At 34.1% G+C, this 25,586-nt stretch carries 22 protein-coding genes and 2 other RNA genes; 16 read left to right on the top strand and 8 right to left on the bottom strand.

Annotation, left to right across the window (positions count from 1 at the left end; translation table 11 throughout):
• Positions 1-187: 187 nt before the first annotated feature.
• The 5 genes from B8955_RS02925 to smpB all read left to right on the top strand — a co-directional run bounded on the left by B8955_RS02925 (position 188) and on the right by smpB (position 5,103).
• Positions 188-1,138 (top strand): ABC transporter ATP-binding protein, encoded by a 951-nt coding sequence (locus B8955_RS02925; protein ID WP_084098356.1) that lies wholly within the window; start codon positions 188-190, stop codon positions 1,136-1,138.
• Positions 1,139-1,253: 115 nt separating this feature from the next.
• Positions 1,254-1,487 carry a preprotein translocase subunit SecG gene (secG, locus tag B8955_RS02920; RefSeq protein ID WP_084098355.1) on the top strand — a complete coding sequence of 78 codons (234 nt, stop codon included), beginning with the start codon at positions 1,254-1,256 and terminating at the stop codon, positions 1,485-1,487.
• Between the two features lie 61 nt (positions 1,488-1,548).
• The gene (locus B8955_RS02915) at positions 1,549-2,292 is read left to right on the top strand and encodes an alpha/beta hydrolase (protein ID WP_084098353.1); all 744 of its coding nucleotides are present in this window, start codon (positions 1,549-1,551) and stop codon (positions 2,290-2,292) included.
• Positions 2,293-2,296: 4 nt separating this feature from the next.
• A complete protein-coding gene (rnr, locus tag B8955_RS02910) occupies positions 2,297-4,624 on the top strand; it encodes a ribonuclease R (protein ID WP_234983508.1) in 2,328 nt (775 codons plus the stop codon).
• 11 nt (positions 4,625-4,635) lie between these two features.
• A complete protein-coding gene (smpB, locus tag B8955_RS02905) occupies positions 4,636-5,103 on the top strand; it encodes an SsrA-binding protein SmpB (RefSeq protein WP_273310850.1) in 468 nt (155 codons plus the stop codon).
• Positions 5,104-5,158: 55 nt separating this feature from the next.
• Here the strand turns inward: smpB and B8955_RS02900 are convergent, their stop codons facing one another.
• A complete protein-coding gene (locus tag B8955_RS02900) occupies positions 5,159-5,983 on the bottom strand; it encodes a helix-turn-helix domain-containing protein (RefSeq protein ID WP_084098350.1) in 825 nt (274 codons plus the stop codon).
• A gap of 171 nt (positions 5,984-6,154) precedes the next feature.
• Between B8955_RS02900 and B8955_RS07070 the strand changes: the two genes are divergently transcribed.
• From B8955_RS07070 to B8955_RS02890, 3 genes are read left to right on the top strand one after another with little or no spacing between them, the layout of a single operon-like run.
• Positions 6,155-7,000, top strand: coding sequence for a fructose-bisphosphatase class III (locus B8955_RS07070; protein ID WP_327078273.1), 846 nt, complete (start codon positions 6,155-6,157; stop codon positions 6,998-7,000).
• Positions 6,972-8,120: a fructose-bisphosphatase class III gene (locus tag B8955_RS07065; protein ID WP_327078272.1), complete on the top strand. Its 1,149-nt coding sequence runs from the start codon at positions 6,972-6,974 to the stop codon at positions 8,118-8,120. Before B8955_RS07070 ends, B8955_RS07065 begins: the two co-directional genes overlap by 29 nt.
• Before the next feature lie 17 nt (positions 8,121-8,137).
• Positions 8,138-8,821 (top strand): histidine phosphatase family protein, encoded by a 684-nt coding sequence (locus B8955_RS02890; protein ID WP_084098348.1) that lies wholly within the window; start codon positions 8,138-8,140, stop codon positions 8,819-8,821.
• 40 nt (positions 8,822-8,861) lie between these two features.
• Here B8955_RS02890 and B8955_RS02885 read toward each other — a convergent pair whose 3' ends face one another.
• Both B8955_RS02885 and B8955_RS02880 read right to left on the bottom strand, forming a co-directional pair.
• A complete protein-coding gene (locus tag B8955_RS02885) occupies positions 8,862-9,536 on the bottom strand; it encodes a helix-turn-helix transcriptional regulator (protein WP_084098346.1) in 675 nt (224 codons plus the stop codon).
• A 203-nt stretch (positions 9,537-9,739) separates the two neighbouring features.
• Entirely contained in the window at positions 9,740-10,081 is a 342-nt protein-coding gene (locus B8955_RS02880; RefSeq protein ID WP_084098343.1) for a DUF2187 family protein, read from the bottom strand.
• 186 nt (positions 10,082-10,267) lie between these two features.
• Here B8955_RS02880 and ssrA point away from each other — a divergent pair.
• Positions 10,268-10,630, top strand: a transfer-messenger RNA (tmRNA) gene (ssrA, locus tag B8955_RS02875).
• 539 nt (positions 10,631-11,169) lie between these two features.
• Here the strand turns inward: ssrA and B8955_RS02870 are convergent.
• Both B8955_RS02870 and B8955_RS02865 read right to left on the bottom strand, forming a co-directional pair.
• Entirely contained in the window at positions 11,170-11,532 is a 363-nt protein-coding gene (locus B8955_RS02870) for a PH domain-containing protein (RefSeq protein WP_084098341.1), read from the bottom strand.
• A 243-nt stretch (positions 11,533-11,775) separates the two neighbouring features.
• Positions 11,776-11,979 (bottom strand): hypothetical protein, encoded by a 204-nt coding sequence (locus B8955_RS02865; RefSeq protein WP_084098339.1) that lies wholly within the window; start codon positions 11,977-11,979, stop codon positions 11,776-11,778.
• 3,641 nt (positions 11,980-15,620) lie between these two features.
• On the opposite strand from B8955_RS02865, the gene B8955_RS02850 reads away from it, so the two are divergent.
• The 3 genes from B8955_RS02850 (at position 15,621) to B8955_RS02840 (ending at position 18,768) form a co-directional block, all read left to right on the top strand.
• On the top strand, positions 15,621-16,586 hold the full coding sequence (locus B8955_RS02850) for a hypothetical protein (protein WP_084098335.1): 966 nt from the start codon (positions 15,621-15,623) through the stop codon (positions 16,584-16,586).
• Between the two features lies 1 nt (position 16,587).
• Entirely contained in the window at positions 16,588-16,989 is a 402-nt protein-coding gene (locus tag B8955_RS02845) for a ribonuclease HI family protein (protein WP_084098333.1), read from the top strand.
• A gap of 93 nt (positions 16,990-17,082) precedes the next feature.
• Positions 17,083-18,768 carry a M28 family peptidase gene (locus tag B8955_RS02840; protein ID WP_084098331.1) on the top strand — a complete coding sequence of 562 codons (1,686 nt, stop codon included), beginning with the start codon at positions 17,083-17,085 and terminating at the stop codon, positions 18,766-18,768.
• Between the two features lie 143 nt (positions 18,769-18,911).
• Here B8955_RS02840 and B8955_RS02835 read toward each other — a convergent pair whose 3' ends face one another.
• The 3 genes from B8955_RS02835 to gpsB all read right to left on the bottom strand — a co-directional run bounded on the left by B8955_RS02835 (position 18,912) and on the right by gpsB (position 20,886).
• Positions 18,912-20,048, bottom strand: a complete 1,137-nt coding sequence (locus tag B8955_RS02835; protein WP_084098329.1) for a THUMP domain-containing class I SAM-dependent RNA methyltransferase — start codon at positions 20,046-20,048, stop codon at positions 18,912-18,914.
• 66 nt (positions 20,049-20,114) lie between these two features.
• Positions 20,115-20,468, bottom strand: an RNA gene (gene rnpB / locus B8955_RS02830) — RNase P RNA component class B.
• A gap of 25 nt (positions 20,469-20,493) precedes the next feature.
• A complete protein-coding gene (gene gpsB, locus B8955_RS02825) occupies positions 20,494-20,886 on the bottom strand; it encodes a cell division regulator GpsB (RefSeq protein ID WP_084098327.1) in 393 nt (130 codons plus the stop codon).
• 235 nt (positions 20,887-21,121) lie between these two features.
• Between gpsB and B8955_RS02820 the strand changes: the two genes are divergently transcribed.
• The 4 genes from B8955_RS02820 to B8955_RS02805 all read left to right on the top strand — a co-directional run bounded on the left by B8955_RS02820 (position 21,122) and on the right by B8955_RS02805 (position 25,585).
• Complete coding sequence (locus tag B8955_RS02820) at positions 21,122-21,553, top strand: hypothetical protein (protein WP_084098325.1); 432 nt, start codon at positions 21,122-21,124, stop codon at positions 21,551-21,553.
• Positions 21,554-21,555: 2 nt separating this feature from the next.
• Entirely contained in the window at positions 21,556-22,527 is a 972-nt protein-coding gene (gene prmA / locus B8955_RS02815) for a 50S ribosomal protein L11 methyltransferase (RefSeq protein ID WP_084098323.1), read from the top strand.
• A complete protein-coding gene (locus B8955_RS02810) occupies positions 22,509-23,264 on the top strand; it encodes a 16S rRNA (uracil(1498)-N(3))-methyltransferase (protein WP_084098321.1) in 756 nt (251 codons plus the stop codon). The genes prmA and B8955_RS02810 overlap by 19 nt, the downstream gene beginning before the upstream one ends.
• Positions 23,265-23,341: 77 nt before the next feature.
• Positions 23,342-25,585, top strand: a complete 2,244-nt coding sequence (locus B8955_RS02805) for a RelA/SpoT family protein (RefSeq protein WP_084098319.1) — start codon at positions 23,342-23,344, stop codon at positions 25,583-25,585.
• Position 25,586 lies beyond the last annotated feature (1 nt).

The raw sequence follows: 25,586 nt of genomic DNA, 5'->3' as shown, positions 1-25,586 counted from the left end.
GCTAACGTACATGCGAACCGTGAAGTATCTGAGGCAGATTCAAAACAAAATCCGGTGATGACGGGAAATGATCAAGAGAATCTAGTAAGCGAAGAAAAAGCTGTTACAAATGATAGCTATGAAAAACAAGTTGCAGCAACGGATATGGATCCCGCTGTTCATCAATCATTAGAAGAGGAGGATTTCAATGACTAAAGAAGTAAGACATCCTTTGTTGCAAGTGCATCATTTAAAACAATACTTTAATGAAGGTAGCAAACAAGAGGTTCGAGCAATTGATGATGTGTCATTTGACATCTATCCTGGTGAAACATTTGGTTTAGTTGGTGAATCAGGTTCTGGTAAAACAACGACAGGTCGGGCAATCATTCGTCTATATGATCCAACAGATGGTGAAATTATTTTTGAAGACAAAGATATTGCTGCATTAAAAAGTCGTCATGAAATGCTTGATTTCCGAAAAGATATTCAAATGATTTTCCAAGATCCATATGCCTCTCTTAACCCACGAATGAAAGTTCGTGATATTATTGCAGAAGGTTTGACTATTCATAAGCTAGTAAATAATGAAAAAGAGAAAGAAGCGCGTGTTAAAGAATTACTTGAAAAAGTAGGATTAAATCCTAATCATGCGTCTCGCTATCCGCATGAATTCTCTGGTGGGCAACGTCAACGGATAGGTATCGCTAGAGCGCTAGCAGTTAATCCTAAGATGATTGTAGCTGACGAACCAATTTCTGCACTTGACGTCTCTATTCAAGCTCAAGTCGTGAATTTATTGGAAGAATTACAAGAGGAATTTAATTTAACCTATCTCTTCATTGCCCATGACTTATCAATGGTGAAATATATCAGTGATCGTATTGCCGTTATGTATCATGGAAAAATCGTTGAGCTAGGCGATGCAGATGAGATTTATTTTAATGGACAACACCCTTATACGAAGAGTCTATTATCTGCTATTCCATTACCTGATCCGATGTATGAGCGGAAACGTCAACGTATAGCTTATAATCATGCGCCTTTTAAAGGTGATGAAACTATGCATGAAATTGCACCAGGTCATTACATATATTGTAGTGAAAATGAAGTGGCCCAATACAAAAAAGCCGCAAGCAAAGGAATTGAAAAAGAATAAATATAAAAAAGTCCACTATAAAAGTGGATTTTTTTATTTAGAGACGATGGAAAAATTGTGACTATGCATTGAGTATGTTATGATTAAGTGGAATTTAATTTTGGAGGCAATCAACGTGTATAATACATTATTAACAGCTATAATAATTGTCGCTATTCTCTTGATTTTAATCGTCGTTGTTCAACCCTCAAAAAATAATGCGGCTAGTAATTTAACAGGTGGTGCTGAGACATTATTTGGTAAAAATAAAAAAGCTCGTGGTTTTGAAGCGGTGTTAAATAAAATGACGATTATATTAGGTTTTATTTTTATGGTTTTAGCGTTAGCGTTAGCTAAACTGTCATCTTAATAAAGCAAAGAAGCGTGTTCACCCAGTGGACCGCTTTTTTAACATTATTCAGGAGGTTAAAATGAAGTTACCAGAACCATTTTTCTTTGAGGAAGGACCCCGTGCTGTCATCCTTTTTCATGCTTATACCGGCAGCTCAAATGATATGCGAATGTTAGGACGTGCGTTACAACGTGCAAACTACACTGTCTATTGTCCGCAATTTACAGGTCATGCCACAGGTAATGTTTTTGATCTGGTGTCACCAACAGAAGCAACAGATTGGGTTTCAGATGGATTAGCCGCTTACGACTTTCTTAAACAGAAAGGGTATCAACAGATTGTCCCGATTGGGTTATCTTTAGGCGGAATTATAGCTCCTAAAGTGGCATTAGAACGAGAAGTGATTGGTGTGGGGTCACTATGTTCTCCTATTATGGAATCAAATATGAAAAAAACCAATGTTCCTTATGAATTTTATCAATTTGCCAAGCAAGTTTTAACCTATCAGAAAAGAGATAATGTGAACGACTTACTACATCAACTTGAACCGAAAGTACAAGCCACAATGGCATCTCTGAATGACCTAACTGTGGATATTCGTAAAGAGTTAAAAAATTTTCAAAAGCCTTATTACATCGCTGAAGCTGGTTTAGATCAAATGGTTAGTCCTAATGCAGGGAAAAACTTACGAGATTATTTAACGGAAACACCTGTAGATTTAAATTCATTTGAAAAAAGTGGACATGTCGTAACAGTCGATAAACAACATCATGAGTTAGAAACATCAATTATTCGATTTTTAGATCAATTAGATTGGAAGTGAGATTATGAATCAACCGAGAATTGCTGAAGAGATTCTATCTGTTTTAGAATCATATCCTGAAGGAAAAACCTCTCAACAGTTGAGTCAAATCCTTGGTTATCATTCAGGAAAACAATTTGCTAAATTAGTCAAAATGATTGCACATTTAGAACAAGATAAGCAAATTAAAATTAATGATAATGGGGTTATTCAACTCGCTATTGAAGAAACAGTAGTCGAAGGCACTTTTTCACAAAATGATAAAGGGTTTGGTTTTGTTCGTCGCGACAACGAAAATCATGATATCTTTATTCCCCGAGGAAAAACAAATAGTGCGTTAAATGGCGATGTCGTGAAGGTAAAAATAACTAAACCTGAAGTTCCATGGGCGGATAAGTCTGCAGAAGGTATCATTATTGATGTTGTTGAACGCCAAGTGACACGATTGACGGGTGAGTTTACTGCTTTTGATGATAAATTAAAAAAAGAAACCGGTTATTATGGTGGCTTAAAACCGCAAAATAAAGGATTTGATAATTTAACTTGCTTTATTTCAGAAGATGGCTTACACCCAGTAACAGGTGAAATTGTTGTGGCTGAAATTAGTCAATATCCTACAGAGGATAAACCGCAACAAGTTATCGCTAATGTCGTCCAACAAATTGGCCATAAGGATGAACCTGGTGTCGATATTTTAGCTATTTTAAATATGTTTGATATTCCTCATGAATTTCCTCAAGAAGTCAAAGAGGCTGCAGACCGAGTACCTGAAACCATTTCTGATGATGATATGTCATCTAGAGAAGACTTACGTCAACTATTAACGATTACCATTGATGGTGACGACGCCAAGGATTTGGATGATGCCATTTCATTAACAGAACTTCCTTCAGGCAATATGGAACTAGGTGTACATATTGCCGATGTTTCTCATTATGTGACGGAAGGGTCACCTTTAGATAAAGAAGCCTATGAACGAGGAACCAGTGTTTATTTAACGGATCGGGTAGTTCCAATGTTACCTCAAAGACTGTCAAATGGAATTTGTTCACTACATCCTAATGTCGATCGATTAACATTAAGCTGCTTGATGGAAGTGACTAGGGATGGCCAAGTCATTAATCATCAAATCAAACCAACCGTTATTAATTCGGACTATCGTATGACCTATCATGATGTGAATGCTATGCTAGAAAATAATGACGAACAATTGATTGCTAAATATCAAGATATTTATCCAATGCTTCAAAAAATGGAAAAATTACATCATACGCTTTATCATTTGAGAGAAGCGAGAGGTGCAATTAATTTCGATACGAACGAAGCGGAAATTGAAGTCGATGAACAAGGAAAACCGGTAGCCATTCATGTTCGTGAACGTGGAGTTGGTGAGCGGATGATTGAATCTTTTATGCTATTAGCCAATGAAACGGTTGCGCGTCATTATACCGAAGAACTCGTTCCTTTTATTTACCGTGTTCATGAGCATCCTGATACTGACCGGTTACAACGGTTTCTAGAGTTTATTACGACTTTCGGAATTGTTGCTAAAGGGACTAAAGATGAAATGAAACCGAAATATTTACAACAAATTCTTCAAACAGTCGAAGATGAAACCTATGCACCAGTAGTAAAAATGATGTTATTACGTAGCATGCAACAAGCTAAATATGATGTGACGCCTATTGGACACTATGGTTTAGCAGCCACGGATTATACGCATTTTACATCACCTATTCGTCGCTACCCAGACTTAATTGTTCATCGTTTAATTCATTATTATAGCAATCATCAATTAAGTAAAAAACAAGAAGCTAAACAAACAACTAAACTATCGGAAATTGCGGACCACTCTTCAGAGATGGAACGTCGCAGTGTCGATGCTGAACGTGAAACAGATAGCCTGAAAAAAACGGAATATATGCAAGATAAAATTGGCATGATATTTGATGGTTACGTTAGCTCCATTACAGGTTTTGGTATGTTTGTGGAATTAGATAATACAGTTGAAGGTCTTGTACATATTTCAACCATTAAAGATGACTATTATAATTATGTCGAACGTCAATTGGTCTTGATTGGTGAACGAACAGGAAATACTTTCCATATTGGAGATTCGGTAAAAGTCCGCTTAGTCAAAGCAGATGTTGATACTCGAGAAATTGATTTTGAATTAGTTCAAGATGATACAAAGACTAAAAAACGGCATAAAAAGTCTCCGCGAAAAGCTCAGCAAAAGAATAACCAACGCAAACGTGGAAAAAATAAAAAAGGCCAACGAAAATATCAATCTAATTACCGTCGTCAAAAAGGGCATGGTAAAAAGAATCGTAAAAGAAAACATAAAAAATAGAAAGAAGGATAATTATGGCCAAACATAAACAAAAAGACCAAAATGTCCTCGCGCGAAATCGAAAAGCAAATCATGATTATACGATTTTAGATACTATTGAATGTGGATTAGTATTAAAAGGAACTGAAATTAAATCGATTAGAGCTGGACGAATGAACTTAAAAGATGGTTTTGCTCGAATCGAAAAAGGTGAAGTATGGCTTTATAATGTCCATATCAGTCCTTTTAAAGAAGGAAATATTTTCAATCATGACCCGCTTCGTCAACGTAAATTGTTATTGAAACAACGCGAAATAAATAAATTGACCAAACAAGTGACACAAGATGGTGTGACTTTAGTTCCACTGAAAGTATATATCAAACGTGGAGTCGCTAAAGTTCTAATCGGTATTGCTAAAGGTAAAAAACAACATGATAAACGACAAGCCTTGAAAGAAAAAACGATGAAACGTGAAGCACAGCGAGCAATGCATTATTAAAAAAGACGTTACAGTTAAAATGGTTTAACCAAATTTAACTGTAACGTCTTTCATTTTATTCTTTATGATGGTTATGCATTTGACGATATTTAAGTGGCGTTAAGCCGGTATGCCGTTTAAAGATTTTAGAAAAATAAGATTGAGAAGAAAAACCAACTGAAAGTGAGATTTCTGCTACTGTAATGTCTGAATGACTTAATAAATACTTCGCTTGCTTTATCCTAAAAGCGATTAAATATTCAATTGGAGACATTCCTGTATGATTTTTAAACATATGAACGAGATAATATTTATTAATATTAGCCACTTCAGCTAATTTATCTAGTGTCATATTTTGTTCATAATGACTGTGAATATAATCAATGGTGCGTTCGACTTTATGTTGGCTAGTTGATGATTGATTGAGTTGTTGAGGAGATATCGAATCGGATTGATTGAAATATTTCACAATAATTAAAGCGGTTAAAATTTGGCAAACTGCCGCATCATTGCGATCATTTTCTTCAACTAATTCCGTTAAATAGTTTTTTAACAGTGGGGAAGTGGTTGATAAATCTTGATTGAATTGAAAATTAAGATAACGCTTATTAATATCAAAAGTTAAAACAGTCGCTTCGGTATTTTGACCATTAGCTGAAACATAAGCAGTATTTTCTCGATTAATAAAAGCAAAATGGTTGATTGTTAAATTCGTATTTGCCTCATTTTGGCTTACAGAAACTGAGCCTTCTGTTATATAAATTAAAGACACGGTTTGATAATTATTTTCCGACTTATTGGCGGCTAGATGTTTTTGAGTAAAATTTTTGAACATTTCAATCGTTGCAAAATGAATATTCATACGAAAAATTTCATTCCGTGAAATATTTAACGAATCCATATCACTCACCACTCCATCGCTAAGCTTTAAATAATTATAACATAACCATTGTATAAATTATTAATGAAAGAACATTTTTGTATTATTTTTAAAGATAATTGTTTAATCTTTTTTATTAATCCGTTTTCATTTATAATAAGTGAGACTTATGGCAGAGAAAGGATTAGAATAATGAATCATAATTTAAAATATTTAGAATTGTTATCACAAAATTTTCCTGATGTCGCAAGTGTCACTACTGAAATAATTAATTTAGAAGCTATTATGGCTTTACCGAAAGCAACGGAACACTTTCTAAGTGATTTACATGGAGAGTATGATGCCGTTTCTCATGTCTTAAGAAATGGCTCTGGAAATATTAAAGAAAAAATTCGGGAAGTCTTTCAAAATCAACTCACTAAAGAGGAAATGAATCGTTTAGCAACGATTATTTACTATCCAGAAAGAAAACTGCAATTAATTCTTCGAGAAATGGTCGATCCGATTCAGCAAAAACAATTTTTACGGCAAACAATTGCTCAGTTGGTGGAACTCGGACAATTTGTTGTCTCTAAATATACTCGCTCTAAAGTTCGTAAAGCAATGCCTCAAGATATGGCCTATATTATGGAAGAGTTATTATTCAAAGATTCAATATTGACGAATAAAGAAAATTATTATCGTGATATTATTGAGAATGTGATTCAATTAAATGCTTCACAGCGATTAATTAGTGCCTTTTCTGAATTAATTCAAGAATTAGTTGTCGATCATATCCATATTTTAGGAGATATTTATGATCGTGGTCCAGCTCCTGATAAAATTATTGACTTACTGATGCAAAAAAAATCGCTTGATATTCAATGGGGAAATCACGATATTATTTGGATGGGAGCAGCGAGTGGATCTAAGGTATTAATGGCGAACGTTTTAAGAATTTGTGCACGCTATGATAATTTAGAAATCATTGAAGACGCTTATGGTATTTCACTACGTCCTTTAATGACATTTGCGGAAAAAAGCATATGCCTCTTCTGATTTAACGGGTTTTATGCCTAAACTCTCACCTGAGACGGACCACTTACCAGAGGAAACCAAGCAAATTGCTAGAATGCATCAAGCAATAGCTATTATTCAATTCAAATTAGAAAAGCAAGTTATTGATCGTCACCCAGAATTTAATACGTCAGACCGCTTATTATTAGACCATATTGACTATAAAGAAAAAACGGTTGAAATTAATGGCAAACATTATCCTTTAGAAAACACCTCATTCCCAACAGTTAATCCTGATAATCCTTATCAATTAACCGAAGAAGAGGAATATGTGCTCGATCGTTTACAAATGGCTTTTTTAGGTTCAGAGCGTTTACAAAAACATATTGCGTTCTTATTTGCTAAGGGGAATTTATATAAAATCTATAATGAGAACCTTCTTTATCATGGGTGTATGCCTATGAATTCTGATGGCAGTTTTATGGAGGTCGCCATTGACGGAGAAGTATTATCAGGGCGTGCTTTATTCGATAAATTTGAACAGATTGTCTGTATGGCGTATCGAAACCGAGGATTAGAAGAAAATCGCTATCTCGATTATGTCTGGTATTTGTGGCAAGGAGAAGGGTCTTCTCTATTTGGAAAAGAAAAAATGACGACTTTTGAACGATACTATGTAGCTGATAAAGCCACTCATGAAGAATATAAAAATATTTATTATGACTATCGAAATGAACAGAAATATGTTGAACGCATTTTAATGGAATTTGGTGTAGATCCAAAACATGGGCATATTGTCAACGGACATACGCCAGTGAAAGAACGTAAAGGCGAAAATCCAATTAAAGCTAATGGAAAAATGCTAGTCATTGATGGTGGGTACAGCAAAGCTTATCAACCGACGACAGGATTAGCAGGATATACATTATTATATAATTCATTTGGTATGCAACTAGTGACACACCAACCATTTACAAACATTGATGAAGCAGTATCTGAAGAAATTGATATTGTATCTACTAGACGTGTTGTTGATCAAGAGCTTGAGCGTATGACCGTTAGACAGACAGATGTTGGTGTAGAATTAGAAAAACAGGTTGCTGATTTAAAAGAGTTATTAAATGCGTATGAACATGGTATAATAAAACCGTATATTAAATAAAAGAAAGGGGTGAGACCATGGCAAAAGGTGTCACAATTTACTTTATGCGCCATGCCCAAACCTATTTGAATAAATACAATCGAATGCAAGGATGGGCAGACGCTCCGTTGACTGACAAAGGAGTAGAAGATGTTCGCCAGTCTGCACGTGGCCTTGCCGATGTTGATTTTCAAGCAGTATATACGAGTGACTTACAACGAACAGTGCAAACCGCTGAAATTGTATTAGAAGAAAATCATTATGCTGATAAAAATTTACGCATCGAAAAAAGACCGGAATTTAGAGAAGTATTCTTTGGTAGTTTAGAAGGGTTGCCAGCTGCAGACATTTGGAATCAAATCGGTCAAAATGTGAATAATGACGAAGATAGTTATTCAGGTTTAATTGCTGATGACGCCGTTAAAAGAGAACTCAATTTTCTACATGATTTAGATCCTTATCATGATGCGGAAGATTTTATGAATTTTTGGATGCGTGTTGAATTAGGATTGATTGATGTGATTACAAAACATCGGGAATCAGATAAAACGATTCTAATCGTCAGCCATGGAATGACAATTCGGAATATGATTCATGAATTAATTCCTGATTTTCAAATTGATAGTTTGCTAGATAACGCCAGCGTATCAATTGTTCGTTATGAAGACGGACAATACCATTTAGAAGCTTATAACCAAACAGAGCATTTCAAAACAGACTAAAAAAACTTATCCCTAGTAAAAAGGGATAAGTTTTTTTGCTTTAATGATCGCTATGTTCAATAATTTTTCGATAACGGTAAATAGTAGGCTCTGATACTTTCAAAATTTTAGCGACTTGCGTAACAGCACCTTTTAATTGGAAAACACCTTTACGTTCCAATGTTCGAATAATTTCTAAACGAGCCTCCTGAGTAAGAGAAACATTATCATTGATTAGACTCGGATCAATGTATTCATGAATAATATCTTGAACATTTTCAGATAAAATTTCGGTAAAATCATCGGTTTCTTTCTCAGTAGAATGACCTAGTAATTCTTTGGCTATCATTTTTTTAGGTAAATGCAGCATCTTAATCATTGATTCAGCTAATTCAAGTTGTCCAGAATAGTCCATATTAATACAAACCATTCCTTCTAATTGATTATCCGTTTTAATAAAGAAAGTAGCACCTTGTAAAATTTTACCGGTATTAGTCACTGTTTTATAACTGGTAACATAATCTTTTTCCAAATAATCTTTGGATTCAATTAACTCAAGAGCGAATTTAGTTAATGGTGAATTTTCTGTCCGGCCACTAAGTTGGCCATTCACAATTGTTTCAATCCACACATTCTTTTCTTCGATGACATGTAGAACAATTTCAAATTGTTCACCCATGACTTCACCTAAAAAAGCAACAAGACTTTTATAAGTTGCCAGTCTTTCTGGACTCATAATTTTTCCTCCTCTAGTGTTAGCGAGCTAACACTTAAAATCGTAATGATTACCTCCATCATAATCTAGGTTAAGAGAAAAATCAAAGTGATTTCTAAAGAAAAAATAAAGATTTGTTTATAAAAGCGGTTTCAAATAATAAAAAGATGAGAATTGTGTCTGAATGGTAGACAATAAAAAAGCAAGTGAAAACTTGCTTTGAATTAGTTATAAATATGGACATATTCATCAATATCTTTAAAATTAACGATAGTTTTTTCTTCACAGATCTCTCGCATTTCGTTATCAGAATAATCCCAATAGATATCGACAACGGCTGAATTATTTAATAGTTTTTCAATAATTCCTTGCATATCATGCTCTCTGAATGTGAAGCGAATTTCATCACCAATTTCAGGACGAATAGATTCTTTAACTTGATTAATCACTTCAATCGCTTCGTTATATGATAAATCAAGTAAGTTGGCAATTCGAGATTTACTAGTGCCCCGACGTAATTCGGTTTTAACTAATGATTGTGTATTCGATGATAACTGACTTGCCATTATATTTCCTCTCCCTTTATTATCAATGTCTTATGTCATAACTCTATTATAGCACAAATTAGGAAAAGAGTTTACTTAGACCGTTTCATAGGAGAAATGGTGATATAATAGTCTATTTTGTTATAATACAGATTCAAATTTGCATTAATAATAAAAACACGGTATACTTATAGTTAGTCATAATTCGGGGGTGTTCATGGATTCGACAGGCATTCCCCGGGGTTCAACTACTATTCGAAGAGACAGCTTCGTAAAAATGTCACAGTAAATCTTAACTGACAAACAAGATAATCAAACTTTAGCTTTAGCTGCCTAAAAACAGCGAGCTAAGATCCGCCTAGTATCGCCCATGTATTAGTAACGGGTCCTATTGAAGTGGGATACGTCCCTAGCTTCCGTCTGGAGCGAAGGAAAGAGTTTAATCAGACAGGCAATCTAGATGTGTTTGTTTATTCACCGCTAGTGCGCTCGATGAGCAATAAACTATAATAGTAAACGTTGGACAGCCGGCATGTCTGGACAGGGGTTCAAATCCCCTCACCTCCATAGAGACATTATAATGGGTGTCAAAAAGCGTTAAAAACGTTGATATAACAACGATTCCACAAGAATCGATACTCAACGATTTTGAAGTTTTGTATGTCGGAACATACAACATTACATACAACATTTAAGCAAAAAATCTAACGCCCATTATCATATTGATGAGGGCCGTCCTAAATGATAGGGCGGTTTTTTTATTGTCAAATTTCACAAGCGAAGCAGAAAAAGGCACTATAACTTTATCTGCATATGTGTACTAATACAGTCAAAAAAATAAAATTCCCCTGCATCTCGCCACACATAAAAAGGCATAAGAGAATGCTAGGGGATAATAAAAAACGTTAAAACGATTGACTAGTAAAATTAGCTCTTGTGACTGTCCTACTTGAGCTGATAAAAATCATACTAGAAATTGCATTAACGCTTCTCAAATAAAATCTAAGGGGTTGGGGACAACCTAACCTCTCTACAACAGTTTACCATGTGTGAGGGGATTTTTTTGAAATTTAACCTTTCCATTTCCTTTTTGTTAATACTAGTAGAGGTTACAGACAAACCTCTTGTAATAATTGGTCAAATTCTCTTACGTCAACGTTTCGTTCTAAGTTAATTTTGATAACGCCGACTTTTGTCCATAAGTGAACTTCAGAGGTTAGATCAATAGTTCCAGCATTTTCCGTTGACCACATATGGATACTTTTATAGGGAAGACTATATATTTCTTTCTTTTTACCTGTTAAGCCTTGAGAATCAATAACAATGAGACGTTTAGTTGTGAATGTCGCCGAATCTCGAATCGTTTTATAAGATTTGATTGCTGATTCATCGTCTCTTAGATTGTCTAAAATTTCTTGAGGCGTTTCAATTTCCTCGTCAAAAATCCAATCTGCAAAATGTTCAAGTGGCATTTATATTCCTCCTAAGTAAATTCTGTATTTTTTAAATAATGATGGAGCGCTTATTTTTTTGAAAGTCATTGAAGTTATAAAAGTTTTAGTATATTCCTCTTCAACACCTTTTATATTAGTAATGTCACAATTATTTGTGAGTATTTTTAGTTACCATTTCATATACTGTTGGGGTTCCTGTCGCATGAAAAATTCGTATTGAGTACAATTGCTTTTAATAATTAATTGCCTCAAAAAGGTTGATTATGGGTTAAAAGAATTCACGGATCCATGACTTTCTTTTGATGATTTATTTTTTGTAAAGCTCTTATTAAAAGTATTCGCAGTATCAAAAGCAGTTCGATATAACTCTAAGCTTTGTTTTGCGATTTCTTCGTTAGACCCTTCAAATCTATGAGAAGAACCGACTGCCAAGGCGAATTCTTGAGCGTTAATTGGGTTATACATAAAAGCCACCTCCATAGTAAAATTATCATCAGTATATCACAATATCTGTTGAAAATAAGTTTATAAAGTAAAAGCTAACGGCTATGCCATTGGTTATGGAGTAGATGATTGTTGAGGAAATAATGGATTATATATGAAATCGTTTAAAGAAAAAAGAGATGAATATTATACATATGTTACGAAGAAATAAGATGGTAGGATAGTTTAAGCTAATCCTTTTTTATATGTAATAAATCATAAACCTTACATTGATCATAAAAATTATATTCATCCAGTTGGTTATTTAAAAAATTGCGAAGGCTATCTAAAAAATTCATTTAATTTATTCTTTTAAAATTTATAAAAAGGTATGAATTTGACATATGCTTTAACTATGATAAAGTGAACGTAATAATGAAATCGCTTACCATAATGTTTGGGATTTTTTAGTCATAGAAGATTTATATGACTAAAAAAATAATTATTGAGAGTATGGCAGTGTTAGCTATTTTCTCTATACTATTAATGGGAGTTACAAATATTGTTGTATATGTAAAAGAGACTACTAAGTCTGTTGACAAAATGAACAGAAACATCAAAAGACGGAAAAAGAATATTACGAGCATCTAGGATATAACGTTCATGATTTTGGATCTTATGAAAATCTACAAAAGCATGCAGATACAACCAATAGTAATATTGATAATGAAGAACCAACTGTGTCACTCCGTTTGGCTAGTAGTACTGTTGTCTTCATAGGTGGTGTTCTTGTTGGGTATGTTGTATATGGAGTTGCCACTAATCTATCAGGATAAAGTGTAGGAGATTATATATCGGATGGTATTGATTTGAGGTTGATCAATTTCAATAGTACTAGAATTATATTATTTGAGGTGAGTCTATGAAAGAAAGTAATAGAAAAAATATTATGATTTGGGTTGTTATTTTTATTATTGGTTTATTGATTGGCTTGTTTTGGCGAACAATTTTTTTAAACTGATTCGAATTTATAAAAAAGAGTGATTATTGAAATAACCTCCTTAAAGTAGGCACTTGAAAAAAGTAAAACTGTTTTAAGGAGGCATTTCGTCTAGCTATTTCTTTTTTATATCCAGAAATAAGAATTAAATGTACAATATACCATCAAATTAGATTACGTCAAAATCATTGTAGAATCACTATACCAATTGATCCATTCCTTATGGTTATGGGATTTAGCCGCTACAAATTTTATTAAATATTGTGACAGTGACTTGAAAATCCATTAAATATAGAAAAATAATTAAAATGCATCGGAAGGTATGATTATGTGAGTAAGTTATATATTAGTTCTGTCAGATAGGTTTCTAAAAATGCAGCAATTACGAATAATGGTAACGCGATTGAAAAATATACTTTAAATAAATTACTTAAAGCAAGTCTAAAGGAATAATTTGTTTTTTTTATATTTCCTAAAGAAATTACATATTTTTCTGATGATTGCACGATTTAATTTGTATAAGCAACTAACTATAAAACACATGGCAAGTATTTCCAGTAAAGTATGGGGTAATGAAGAAATGACCATAATAGTGCCTTTATAAAAACTGAGGTGAATTGCGAAACCAAATGCTACACCTGAAATAATACTTGTAAAAATCATATTTAAAGCATATAAAAATGGTATAGGTATTAGAAAAAGAAATAGCATCTGCCAAGGAATTTGAACTCCATTATGCATTATGTACTTCCATACTTTGTTCAATCCTTGAGAGTTGTTAAGAGTAGACGGCACGTAATTTGATAAACTTGTAAAAATATCAATTGATGGGTTAAATATGATTGATAAAATAAAACTTATTAAGAAAAGAGCAACTGCTATTGAAAATATTTTTAATGATCTTTTGAAATAATTTTGGTTATTAGTATATGACATAAATACTCCCGTTTTTAATAGATTCTTGATTTATATTAAAAATATTATTTTGATTATAGTATAACAAAATACAATGAAGCATTTGCAACAAGTTATTTAATAGATTTCAATTCTTTATAATCGTCCTAAATATCGTATTGGCGAGTTTCCCCTAAATTATGGAGGAGATTATTGTCAAAAATGATTTCAATTTTTGGGAATTTATAAAGAAAACTTTAACGCTTATAAATAAAATGATGTATTAGTTGCAATTTTGAAAGTATGATAAATAAGAAGTAACAATATTGCTTTTGATTATTAATGAAAGGGTTACCATGGACAAAGAAAATATGAACATATCTTTCATTAGGTCTCTTAGTTATCTATATATTCCTACTTTTATTTTTTTATTTTCTCGTGCTTTTTTCAAAAATATCGATATTGTTTTTACAGGTCTATTTTTAACTGTTATAACAATTTCTAGTTTTTCTTCTTACTATTTAGTCAACAAAGGATTTGACAATATATCCTCAAATACATTAATTATTAAAGTCATACCTTTAACTTTAATAATATCTATCACATTGGGGATATTATTAAATATACTTGTATAATAAATATCGATTCTGTAAGGTATAAAAATGTTTTACTATTATGAATTGAAAGACTGTTCCCATAGTGGAATGATAATTAGGAAGAACAAAGAGAATAGAAGAGAGCATTATTATAATAAGAAAAGTAAGAATTGGGAACCCATAGGGATTATGATTCGCTATTTTTGGCCAGAATCAGATACTTTTGAAATGTATGAAGAACTATCTGAAGAAGAAGTATTACGAATGATAAAGGATGAAAAAAGATTATTTACATTAATCATAAGTGATATTTTGTTGATTAATGTAATATTAAAAGTTAAATAATTTTAGCTTTGTGTAGAGTTTTTTCCTTTCAGGGATTAGTAGATATTCTAGAGTAATAAAAATAAGTACTGGAGAAAATTTTAATATTCTTAGAGATTTTAAAGATAAAAATCTATTGAGCATGTTGAAAAAGGGTAGCTTAAACTACCCGAATAGTATTATTCAATTATTTTTTATTATCTCTAATTTTAAAAAAATAAATTAATAGTAAAAATCCTGTGATGATATAAACCATAATAAAATCTTTTTCTCGTAATATCTTACGGGTAACTTTTGATCATAATCTATTTGTTTTTTAATTGGGACTGATATGTTTAGTTCTAAAAATTTTCTTCTTAGTACTAATAATATTCATTACTCATTCTTATTCACTGGTAGTATTTCATTTAAATAGTTGATACTACTACTGCATAATATATCTTAATCAACTTTGAAAACATACAACACGAGTATATGCACCATAAACACAAAGATAGCTTCTTTTGTCATTTAATAAGTGTTAGATACACATAAGTAATATAGAAATATTCAGTTTTTCAGTATTCAAAACAATTAATATTAGATCATTTACGTTGTCTAGCTTACGTTCGATTAATAAGTTGTTTTCCGTCAACAGTTTCTGTATCTAACTATTTCTCCTCCTTAAAAGTATTTTAATCGATAGGTAGTGAACTTAACAAGCATTATATCTATCCAACTTTTTTACTTTTCTAAATAATTAGTGTAAAGGTTAATTTAACCAACCCCTTATAAACTATAACGATATTTAAAGGCTGCCGCCTCTGTATCTTCTTTAAATTATGATAAGATGGAAAATAAGTAGAGCAATCTATAAAGAAGGTGATCGTATGAGTCAAACCATTCCATTTCCTAATCAAGATAAGAAGTTAATTCGTCAAGCGATTGAAGCTTACGACAATGAGAAATTCGAAATAACTTGTGGATATCTAGAACAAGCAAAGGTTATGAGCCAAGATGATAGAGAGTTTATCGGTGATGTGATTAAGATATTACTTGAGAATGATTTCGTTTCCGAAGCCATTGACTTAAGTCAAAAAGCCGATGACTGGCACTTCCATCATCTTCAAGTTGATGAACCTTCAGAAAAATTTTCATTCCAAGAATTAGTTGCGAACCAATGCCAAGATAAAAAGAATCAGCTACGTGATATTTTATTAAGCAAAGAAAAGGGAGCGATTCTTCCGGAAGTTGTTATCGAAACAATTTTATCTAACGAACTTAATGAAGATAGCGAAATATCTCCTATTTCTGACACCGAATTTTATACTATCTTAGGCCGTTTATTAAGTTTCCAGCCGGTATCATTAATGGAGCAACAATCTCTTGTCACGTATTTGCAGACTCATGCCAATGAATTACCGTTGTCACAATGGCAACTCTTAATTGAAAATGCGCCACGCTTGCTTCGTGTGGACTTGATCTCGTTATATAAGCAGACACATACAGAGTCCCTTACCGTCTCAGTGAAGAACTTAGAGAATCAATCTGAAACAATGAAGCTTCAAGAGTTGACGAGTTTAGAGAATACATCATTTTTTAATTCTGGATTGAAATGGATTGATAAATCCTACGGCGAAAATAGTTTGTTAAGAGAAGCCCTTATTAATCAATGGGGAATGTTATGTGCCATTATTTATCCATTTTATGATGAGCTGTTGTTGGATGAAGAAGAGGTGTTAAGGTTGATAGCAAATCCAGATGACAAGCATCGGTTGGCAGAGCTATCAGCTGATCAACTTCAGCAGTGGCAAATCATTATCAAAGAATGGTTATCAATAGTAGGAAGTGATTAAAATGATACGTTTGGCCATTGATGGAGCGGTGCAAAATCAATTTGGAAAAGCAGCGGTTGGTATTTTATGGATAGAAGACAAGCAACAAACGCCTTACAAATTTCCACTACAAGTAGAAATGGATAATCATGAAGCGGAATTTTGGGCACTTCTCATTGCTCTAGAGTTGTTAAAAAAGCAAGATAAAACGACAGAATGGATTATGTGTCAAAGTGATTCTAAAACGATGGTGGAAGCCGTTAATAGACGCTTTCATCCCAATAAAAAGTATCATCGTTTAGCCTTAAACGTCCAAAATCAGTTAAAAGAATTCCCTAATTTTCAATTAAATTGGGTGAGCGAAAATCAGAATAAAGGTGCTGATCAATTAGCGAAGCAAGCATTGCATCAAATAGTTGGCTAGAAGAGTTCTTAGGTGAGCTCTTTTTTTGTAACTAATTGATTAAACGCTTATAAAGGAGTAAGATATTAGCAGTAAGAAGGAGGGAATACGTTTATGGTCAAAGAAAATGATAAAAGTGGAATGAAAACTCCGTTAACCATTGGAGCAACAGCTTTAGCTTTAAGTTTATTTTTAGGAAATCAGGTAGATCATGTCGAGGCAGCTGAAAGTACGCTGCCAAATAACCAGTCAGCTGTCGAGTTAACTAATAATGGTGAAGAAGCAGTTGACGAATCAGGGATTGATCAGCCGGTAGAAAGTGATATTCCTGAGGATGAAAGTCAGACGGAAGCTCAAGACATTGTTGAAGATAATGAAGGTATCAAAGACGTTAACGATTATCAACAAACAGTAACGGATAATGGCAATGAAAGTCAATTTGTTAAGGCAGACAATAATAATCAACCTCAAATGGAAAATTATGCAGAATCTTATGGTGTAGAAGCTAAAGAGCATGTGGATTATTTATCTAATAATATCGGCCAACGTGTTTCTGGAACTGATAATGAATTAAAAGCCAAAGACTATATTGCAAATGAATTTAAAAAATATGGGTATCAAGTTGAGGAGCAACCATTTACCTTTGAACATAAGGGCCAAACAATTACCTCTCATAATATCATCGCTTATCATCCTGAAGTGACATCTAGTGATCAAGTGATTGTAGGGGCGCATTATGATTCCGTAGCTGATAATGGCTCAAAAGGGGCCGATGATAACGCTTCAGGTATCGGTGTCATGTTAGAAACGGCTCATCGCTTATTCGAACAAAATTTAAATGTTCCAGTACGCTTTATTGCCTTTGGTGGTGAAGAAATGGGATTACAAGGTTCCAAAGCATATGTTAACCAAATGTCTGAGGATGAAAGACGCCATACCTTAGGAATGATTAACCTAGATAGCTTAATTGGTGGCGATTATCCTTATCTTTATGCTGGGCTAAGTGGCGATACTTATTTAGCATATTTAGGGTTATCTTTAGCGAAAGCGATGCAGTTACCGATTCAAACGAGTCCAGGTTTAAATCCTGAATATCCAGCTGGCCGTACTGGTGATTGGAGTGACCATGCGCCATTTAAAGATATTGGAATTCCAGTTGCGTATTTAGAAAGCACTAATTGGGGAATTGGTGACTTAGATGGTTATAATCAAACCGTTGCTGCGGGTCCAATTATGCATACTGAACGTGATAATTTAGCATACCTAGAAGACAAATTTCCAGGTCGAGTTGAAGAACGCTTAATGCAACACGCTAAACTGTTGTATCATATGCTACTAAACTTACCGACTGCTGAAGGGAATCATCCATACCGTGATAACAAAATTGCACAGTTAAAAGAGGAACTAAAAAATCTTGAAACCAATCATCAAGGTTTAACGCCATCATTAATAACGCAAATTCATCAATTAATGGATACATTGAATCACTCTGACTATTATTTAAGTGATTATGCGTTACAAGTGGCTCAATTGGCACAACTGACAACAGAAAAAGGAACATCAGTAGTTTCTATGAATACAGACTATCAACCGATGATTCCTTCGTTTATAGGTGATGTTCCAATAGTTGAAGCATCTGAATGGGAAAACGCCCAATTGTCTGAACAGACAATAACAAAAGCCTCTAATTCTCAAGCATTACCACAGACCGGTGTGACGACATTAGATACGATATTAGAAGCTTCAGCATTGTTTGGTATTGGGGGGTTACTTGTCGTCAATCGTAAAAAAACAAAATAAAGTTAGCTCATTATAAAAAAACAATTATTTATCTGTGCGATGATTCATAAAGGACGCACAGAAAAAGAGAGATAGTTATAGAACTACCTCTCTTTTTTGATGATATGTAAGATTTACCGCAATGAAACAGTATTTTAAAATAATTACTGACGGCGTTTACGTTCGCCCCAAAATTGGAATAAATCGGTTCGCAATGACCCGTTGTATAGTTTTCGACGTTTGGTTGCTTTTTCACCATAGTATTCTTCAAACGCTAAATCGCTGGTTAAAATATATTTACTCCACGTTTTTAATGGACGGTAAACGTCTCCCATTTGACGATAAAGATTATGAATATACTCTTCATCATTTAAACGTTGCCCATAAGGAGGGTTGCTGACAATAATGCCGAAATCTTTATCGGTAGTAAAATCTTTCACTTGCATTTGTTTAAAGGTAATTTGATCGTCAACTCCAGCAGCCTCAGCATTTCTCTTGGCGATTTCAATCATGCGATGGTCAATATCGCAACCCATAATATCTAACTGAATCTCTTGGTTGATGGCTTTCTTAGCTACAATTCGTTCGTTTTGATATTCATCAGCTTGGAAGATATCCCAATCTTCACTGACAAATTTTCGGAATAATCCGGGGGCAATATTTTTCCCCATGAGTGCAGCTTCAATTAATAAGGTACCAGAACCACAAGTTGGATCGAGTAGAGGTTTATCAGGGAACCATGTTGTTAGTTTCATAATCGCAGCGGCCATATTTTCTTTAAGTGGAGCGCCACCTTTTTCTTGTCGGTACCCTCGTTTAAATAGGCTTGATCCACTGGTATCAATAGTAATTAGAGCGGTATCTTTTAATAAACTGACTTCAATTGGATACAGGTGACCTGTTTCAGGTAAACGGCCACGACGATGATAGACGCTTGATAAACGATCAACAATGGCTTTTTTGACCATTTTTTGGCAGTTAGGAACAGAATGCAATTTTGATTTTACGGATTTACCAGCAACCGGAAATTCAGCATCCATTGGAAGAATGGTTTCCCAAGGAAGTGCTTTCGTTTTTTCATATAAGTCATCAAACGTTTTGGCGGTGAATTCACCCATAATAATTTTGACCCGGTCGGCGGTTCTTAGTTGTAAATTAGTTTTGGCAATATCTTGGGTGGTTCCATCAAAGCGAACCCGACCATTTTCGACTTCACGGTCATAGCCTAAATCTTTTAATTCTCTGCCAACTAAACCTTCGATTCCGCTAGCAGCAGTAGCTAATAGTTGATAAGTGGTCATTAATTTACCTCCTTAAGTCTAAACAAAAAGGCTGGGAGCGAATCCCAGCCAGCTCCTGATGTAAATTTCGATAAGCCATGTTCTGTTCCCTAATTATGCAGGATCATAATTAGTTTGGTAATCATCTATCTCTGTATAACAGTTTGACGTTGGTTCATTTTCCATTGTCAAATGCCCCGACCAAAGTTTGGGTTGCTCACTCGTGGGGTTTACCGCGTTCCATTTAACTACTTTCATAGTTAACTCGTTTCTGTGGCACTTTCAAGTTGACTCATGCATAGGCTTAAACCCTTAGCATTTTTAACTGCCGTCTAAGCTCTAGCTTATGACTTCACTAGACACGAACACTACAAACGTCGCAGTTTGTGTGAGCATGGACTTTCCTCAGATAGTAAGGACTATCCGCAATTACCTGAAATTTACAATTAATAATCATAGCACAATGCTAATCTTTTTCATAGACTACAGTATCAGAAACTTCACTTTCATTAGAACTTTCGTCATGGGAACTTGTTTGTGAACGTGTTTGAGTTCCAAATACTGCTTTTTCTAATTTAGATAGTCGACGTAAAATATCATAATTTGTTGTGCCAACAGATGGTGCGTGAGTCGCTTGTTTATTTTTATCTGTTGATTCATTAGTTGTTTTTTTATTACTTGTTTGATGTTTCAAACGTTCGACTTCATTTCTTAAATATGCGAGTTCTTTTTCGTAAGATTCATAATCCCGAATAATTAAATCAAGAAATTCATCGACTTCTTCAGTATTAAATCCTCGTAAAGCTGGTTTAAATTCTTTTTGTAAAATATCTTTAGTTGTTAAATTACGCTCAGCCATTGGTACACCCCATTAAAATAATTGTCTGAGGCATATTATAACATATTGAAGGGATTTAAGCTTTAAAAAAGGCTTAAATCTGTAACATAATCGTAAAATAATTGTCTTATTTGAAATAAGATTAATTTTTTCAAGAAAAGAATCGCAAAATAAATAAAATCAATTGTTAAAATATTTACGTACCGTTAGAATAGGGTACAAACAACTCTGTTATGAAAGAAAATGAGGAGAACCGATGACAAACGATATAGTGACTTATATAAAAAATGAGCTAAATAAACAACAATTAACTTATCCATGGAAAATGTCTGTTCATAAAGAAATTCAATCCATCTATCTTTTCTTTTATTTGCCAATTGGTGAAGATAAAAAGTATCAAGTCATTTTTCATTTGGATGGATTAAGTGATCAAGTAACTACGATGTCCAAAAAAATCATTGTTCCGTTATTTAATGTAACAAAAGGAGCAGAGGAAGGTTATTTAAATCTAGTATTACTAGGTATTCATAAAACATTACAAGATGTTGCTTTACAGATAGAAGAAGTTGACAATCAGCGTCGTGTTGAAGTGATTCCAACTTGGCCAAATGAAGAACTCATTCAAATGAAAGATACACGCTCTAGTATTAATCGCTACAATACTAAAAAATTACATTGGGAGGCGTAATCATGGAATGGTTAGAATTATTAATCGAAGTTGATGATTATGCAGAGGAAATTGTGAGTGAATACTTATGGTTACTTGGCTCAACAGGGGTTTCTATCAAAGATAGAAGTGATTTTGAGAACCTTCCAGATGATGGTTTTGGAACTGTCAAAGGGGAAATCAATGAATCACAATATAGCCAACATCCAATTGTACTCGGGTATTTTGATGCGAACAGTGCTATCGATGGTATTATCTATGAACTCGAGTCTTATATTAATCAATATAATCAAGTGAATAAAGAGCAACCGATTACTTTATATCGTATGCAGTCTGAACAAATAAAAAGTCAAGATTGGGAGAATAAGTGGAAAGAATATTATCAACCCATTCAAATGACACGTTATATGAGTATTATTCCAGTATGGGAATCTTATACACCCGAATCTAAAGCAAATATTTGTATTTATTTAGATCCAGGCATGGCTTTTGGGACGGGGTCTCATCCGACAACCGAATTAATGCTTATTTTTCTTGAAGTGGTTATGAAAACCAATGATTTAGTAATTGATGTTGGAACAGGATCAGGTATTTTAGCGATTGCCGCTTACAAATTAGGGGCAAAAAAAGTATGGGCATATGAATATGATCATTCAGTTATTGAGACAGCGCGTGAAAATATTCGCATAAACACGAATTCTACTGATATTGATGTCATTGAGAATGATAAATTGAATGGCGTTAATCGTCAGGTAAATGTCATCAGTGCTAATATTTTAGCAGATATTTTAGAACCTCTAATTCCTCAAGCTTACGATAATCTAGTTCCTGACGGAGCGTTACTGTTATCAGGAATCTATTATGATAAAGTGGATGAGATTAAACAGGCGTTAATTAATCATGATTTTCGAATTGAGCAAATTTTACAACGTGGTGAATGGTTTGCCATCTATGCACGTAAAGGGAGAGAAAATCGATGCAAAGATACTTTATAGATAATCCCATCACCGATGAAACCACTGAAGTGACGTTAACGGGAAATGATCATCATCATATTTCGCGAGTGATGCGGATGACACCCAATCAAAAAATATATATCGTCGGCTCTAATCATCAAGCTGCAATTTTACAAATAACAGCAATTTCAGAGGAAGAGGTTATTGGTGAAATCGTTGACCTCGTAACGACTGATGTTGAATTGCCGGTTGAAGTGATTCTATACATTGGATTACCTAAAGGAGATAAGTTAGAACTGATTGCTCAAAAAGCAACTGAGCTTGGAGTGACAGCGATTGTCCCAGTGACAACTAAACATGCAATCACTAAGTGGGATAATAAGAAAGCTACCAAAAAAATTGCGCGACTTCAGAAGATTTGCCAAGCTGCTGCGGAACAATCCCATCGTACAGTGGTTCCTTATGTCTACGACTTACATTCTTTAAAAGATGTGGTTGAACGAGTGGATGATCATGAACATTTTGTCGTAGCTTACGAAGAAACTGCGAAATCTGGCGAAAATAAGTTACTTAAAAATATGTTAATGGAAATTGATATGGGAGACTCCATTGGCGCCTTTTTTGGTCCTGAAGGTGGTATCCATCCCGAAGAAGTCAATCAGCTATTAAATGCTGGAGATCATGTTAAAACATGTAGTTTAGGACCGAGAATATTGAGAGCGGAAACGGCACCACTATATTTACTCAGTGCAATCTCATATGCTACTGAACTCTAGTTTATTTGTTGTTCGTACAGTTGTTAGTGTTAAGATTCATGATATAATACGTTTAATTTATGGAAAGGGGTGACAATATGCCAAGTAATAAAAATTATACGAAGCAAGATGTTTTAAAGATGTGCGAAGAGTATATGGCAGAAGAAAAATTGGCTATTGTTATAAAAGCTAGCGATTTTGCTGAGCGTGCCCATAGAGATCAGATGCGAAAATCAGGGGAACCTTATTTTATGCACCCGGTTCAAGTTGCAGGTATCTTAGCTGAATTACAAATGGATTCTGACACTGTATCGACAGGCTTTTTACATGATGTCGTGGAAGATACAGGGATATCTCTAGATGATATAGCTTACCATTTCTCTCCAACCATTGCGCAACTAGTGGATGGTGTCACTAAATTAGGGAAGTTTAGCTTTAAGTCTCACGAAGAACAGTTAGCTGAAAACCATCGGAAAATGCTATTAGCAATGGCAAATGACTTACGTGTTATTATGGTGAAATTAGCCGATCGTCTGCATAATATGCGGACACTGAAATATCACCGTAAAGAGAAACAAATTAGTATTTCTAGGGAGACAATGGAAATTTACGCTCCTTTAGCTGATCGTTTAGGGATTAGTCAAATTAAGTGGGAATTAGAAGATATTTCATTACGGTATTTAGATCCTGAAGCGTATTATTCAATTGTGCAATTAATTGACTCTAAGCGGAATGAGCGTGACCGTATCATTCAAAAAACAATTGAACAATTAGAAGCCCATGTATCCGATGTTGTGACTGGTGAATTTGAGATTTACGGACGACCTAAACATATTTATTCTATCTATCGTAAAATGAAGGATCAAAATAAAGATTTCAGTCAAATTTATGATTTGTTAGCGATTCGGGTTGTCGTAGATTCGATTAAAGATTGCTATGCTGTTCTAGGGATTATCCATACCAATTGGAAACCATTGCCTGGGCGCTTTAAAGACTATATTGCGATGCCCAAAGCCAATCTCTATCAATCATTACATACCACTATTTTAGGGGATTTTGGCATGCCAGTTGAAATTCAAATTCGGACGTTTGAAATGCATGAAATTGCCGAATATGGGGTAGCTGCTCACTGGGCTTACAAAATGGGTGAAACGGAAAAAGTTTCCGATAACCCATTACAGCCACAGTTAGATTGGTTTAACCAAATAGAAGAACTACAAAATGAATCTAATGACGCAACGGACTTTATGCAGTCAGTCAAAGAAGATATTTTTAAAGATAAAGTCTATGTTTTCACTCCAAGAGGCGATGTTACGGAACTTCCTTATGGTTCCGTTCCTCTAGATTTTGCTTATTCTATCCATTCTGAAGTAGGGAATAAAACGATTGGAGCTAAAGTTAATGGACGCATTGAACCATTGAACTACCAATTAAAAACTGGCGATATCGTAGAAATCTTAACGTCTAAAAACTCTGCTGGGCCAAGTCGTGATTGGGTTAATCTTGTGACGACGAGTCGGGCACGAAATAAAATCAAACGATTTTTCAAATTACAAGATCGTGATGAAAATATTGAAAAAGGGCGTCAAATGGTAGAAACGGCCGTTCATGATTTAGGCTTTAGTTTTAAAGAACTTTATACTAAAGAAACGGAAAGGCATTTATTAGAACGGTTTAATTTCGCTTCAACAGAAGATTTATTTGCTGCAGTTGGATTTGGTGAATTATCAACAACAGCCGTCGCTAATCGGATGACTGATAAAGTTCGACGGAAAAAAGCAGAAGAGCAAAAGAAAGTTCCAATTGAAGAAACATTAAAAGAAAAATCTGAAGAAACAGAAAAAGTGAAGAGCCAAAATCAAAAAATGACTGTGCGCCATAAAAATGGTGTGGTGGTTGAAGGCGCAGATAACCTATTGATTCGTTTGGCTCATTGTTGTAATCCTGTTCCTGGTGACGATATTGTTGGATACATTACAAAAGGACGAGGAATTTCAATTCATCGCCGTGATTGTAATAATGTCAAAAAAACGGATGACAGCGCAAGTCGCTTAATCGACGTTGAATGGGAAGATACTGCCGCTTCAGATCCAGATGTTAATTATGATGTTGAGATTGAATTGATTGCTTTTGAACGTAGTGGCTTACTAAATGAAGTGCTTCAAGTGATTACGCCATTGACGAAACAGATTTCAACCATTAACGGGAATGTATCTCATGATTCGTCAACGGTAAAAATCAAATTGAAGTTACTCATTCAAAATATAAGTCAATTAGATAAAATTATTGATAAAATCAAAAATATTCCCGATGTTTATGAAGTTTATAGAACATTATCATAGG

This window comes from Aerococcus suis (assembly GCF_900176325.1).
Taxonomy (GTDB): Bacteria; Bacillota; Bacilli; order Lactobacillales; family Aerococcaceae; genus Aerococcus; species Aerococcus suis.
Note: the sequence above shows the minus strand (reverse complement) of the source record. Positions and strands in the feature narration are given on the sequence as shown.

Bases quoted from the DNA above. Each gene is read 5' to 3' on its own strand.
- B8955_RS02890 (WP_084098348.1), top strand. From the start codon at position 8,138: ATGGCAAAAGGTGTCACAATTTACTTTATGCGCCATGCCCAAACCTAT.
- B8955_RS02870 (WP_084098341.1), bottom strand. From the start codon at position 11,532: ATGCCACTTGAACATTTTGCAGATTGGATTTTTGACGAGGAAATTGAA.
- B8955_RS02845 (WP_084098333.1), top strand. From the start codon at position 16,588: ATGATACGTTTGGCCATTGATGGAGCGGTGCAAAATCAATTTGGAAAA.
- B8955_RS02880 (WP_084098343.1), bottom strand. From the start codon at position 10,081: ATGGCAAGTCAGTTATCATCGAATACACAATCATTAGTTAAAACCGAA.
- B8955_RS02900 (WP_084098350.1), bottom strand. From the start codon at position 5,983: ATGGATTCGTTAAATATTTCACGGAATGAAATTTTTCGTATGAATATT.
- B8955_RS02810 (WP_084098321.1), top strand. From the start codon at position 22,509: ATGCAAAGATACTTTATAGATAATCCCATCACCGATGAAACCACTGAA.
- B8955_RS02915 (WP_084098353.1), top strand. From the start codon at position 1,549: ATGAAGTTACCAGAACCATTTTTCTTTGAGGAAGGACCCCGTGCTGTC.
- B8955_RS02850 (WP_084098335.1), top strand. From the start codon at position 15,621: ATGAGTCAAACCATTCCATTTCCTAATCAAGATAAGAAGTTAATTCGT.
- B8955_RS02840 (WP_084098331.1), top strand. From the start codon at position 17,083: ATGGTCAAAGAAAATGATAAAAGTGGAATGAAAACTCCGTTAACCATT.
- B8955_RS07070 (WP_327078273.1), top strand. From the start codon at position 6,155: ATGAATCATAATTTAAAATATTTAGAATTGTTATCACAAAATTTTCCT.
- B8955_RS02925 (WP_084098356.1), top strand. From the start codon at position 188: ATGACTAAAGAAGTAAGACATCCTTTGTTGCAAGTGCATCATTTAAAA.
- rnr (WP_234983508.1), top strand. From the start codon at position 2,297: ATGAATCAACCGAGAATTGCTGAAGAGATTCTATCTGTTTTAGAATCA.
- B8955_RS02865 (WP_084098339.1), bottom strand. From the start codon at position 11,979: ATGTATAACCCAATTAACGCTCAAGAATTCGCCTTGGCAGTCGGTTCT.
- prmA (WP_084098323.1), top strand. From the start codon at position 21,556: ATGGAATGGTTAGAATTATTAATCGAAGTTGATGATTATGCAGAGGAA.
- B8955_RS02835 (WP_084098329.1), bottom strand. From the start codon at position 20,048: ATGACCACTTATCAACTATTAGCTACTGCTGCTAGCGGAATCGAAGGT.
- B8955_RS02820 (WP_084098325.1), top strand. From the start codon at position 21,122: ATGACAAACGATATAGTGACTTATATAAAAAATGAGCTAAATAAACAA.
- B8955_RS02805 (WP_084098319.1), top strand. From the start codon at position 23,342: ATGCCAAGTAATAAAAATTATACGAAGCAAGATGTTTTAAAGATGTGC.
- gpsB (WP_084098327.1), bottom strand. From the start codon at position 20,886: ATGGCTGAGCGTAATTTAACAACTAAAGATATTTTACAAAAAGAATTT.
- B8955_RS02885 (WP_084098346.1), bottom strand. From the start codon at position 9,536: ATGAGTCCAGAAAGACTGGCAACTTATAAAAGTCTTGTTGCTTTTTTA.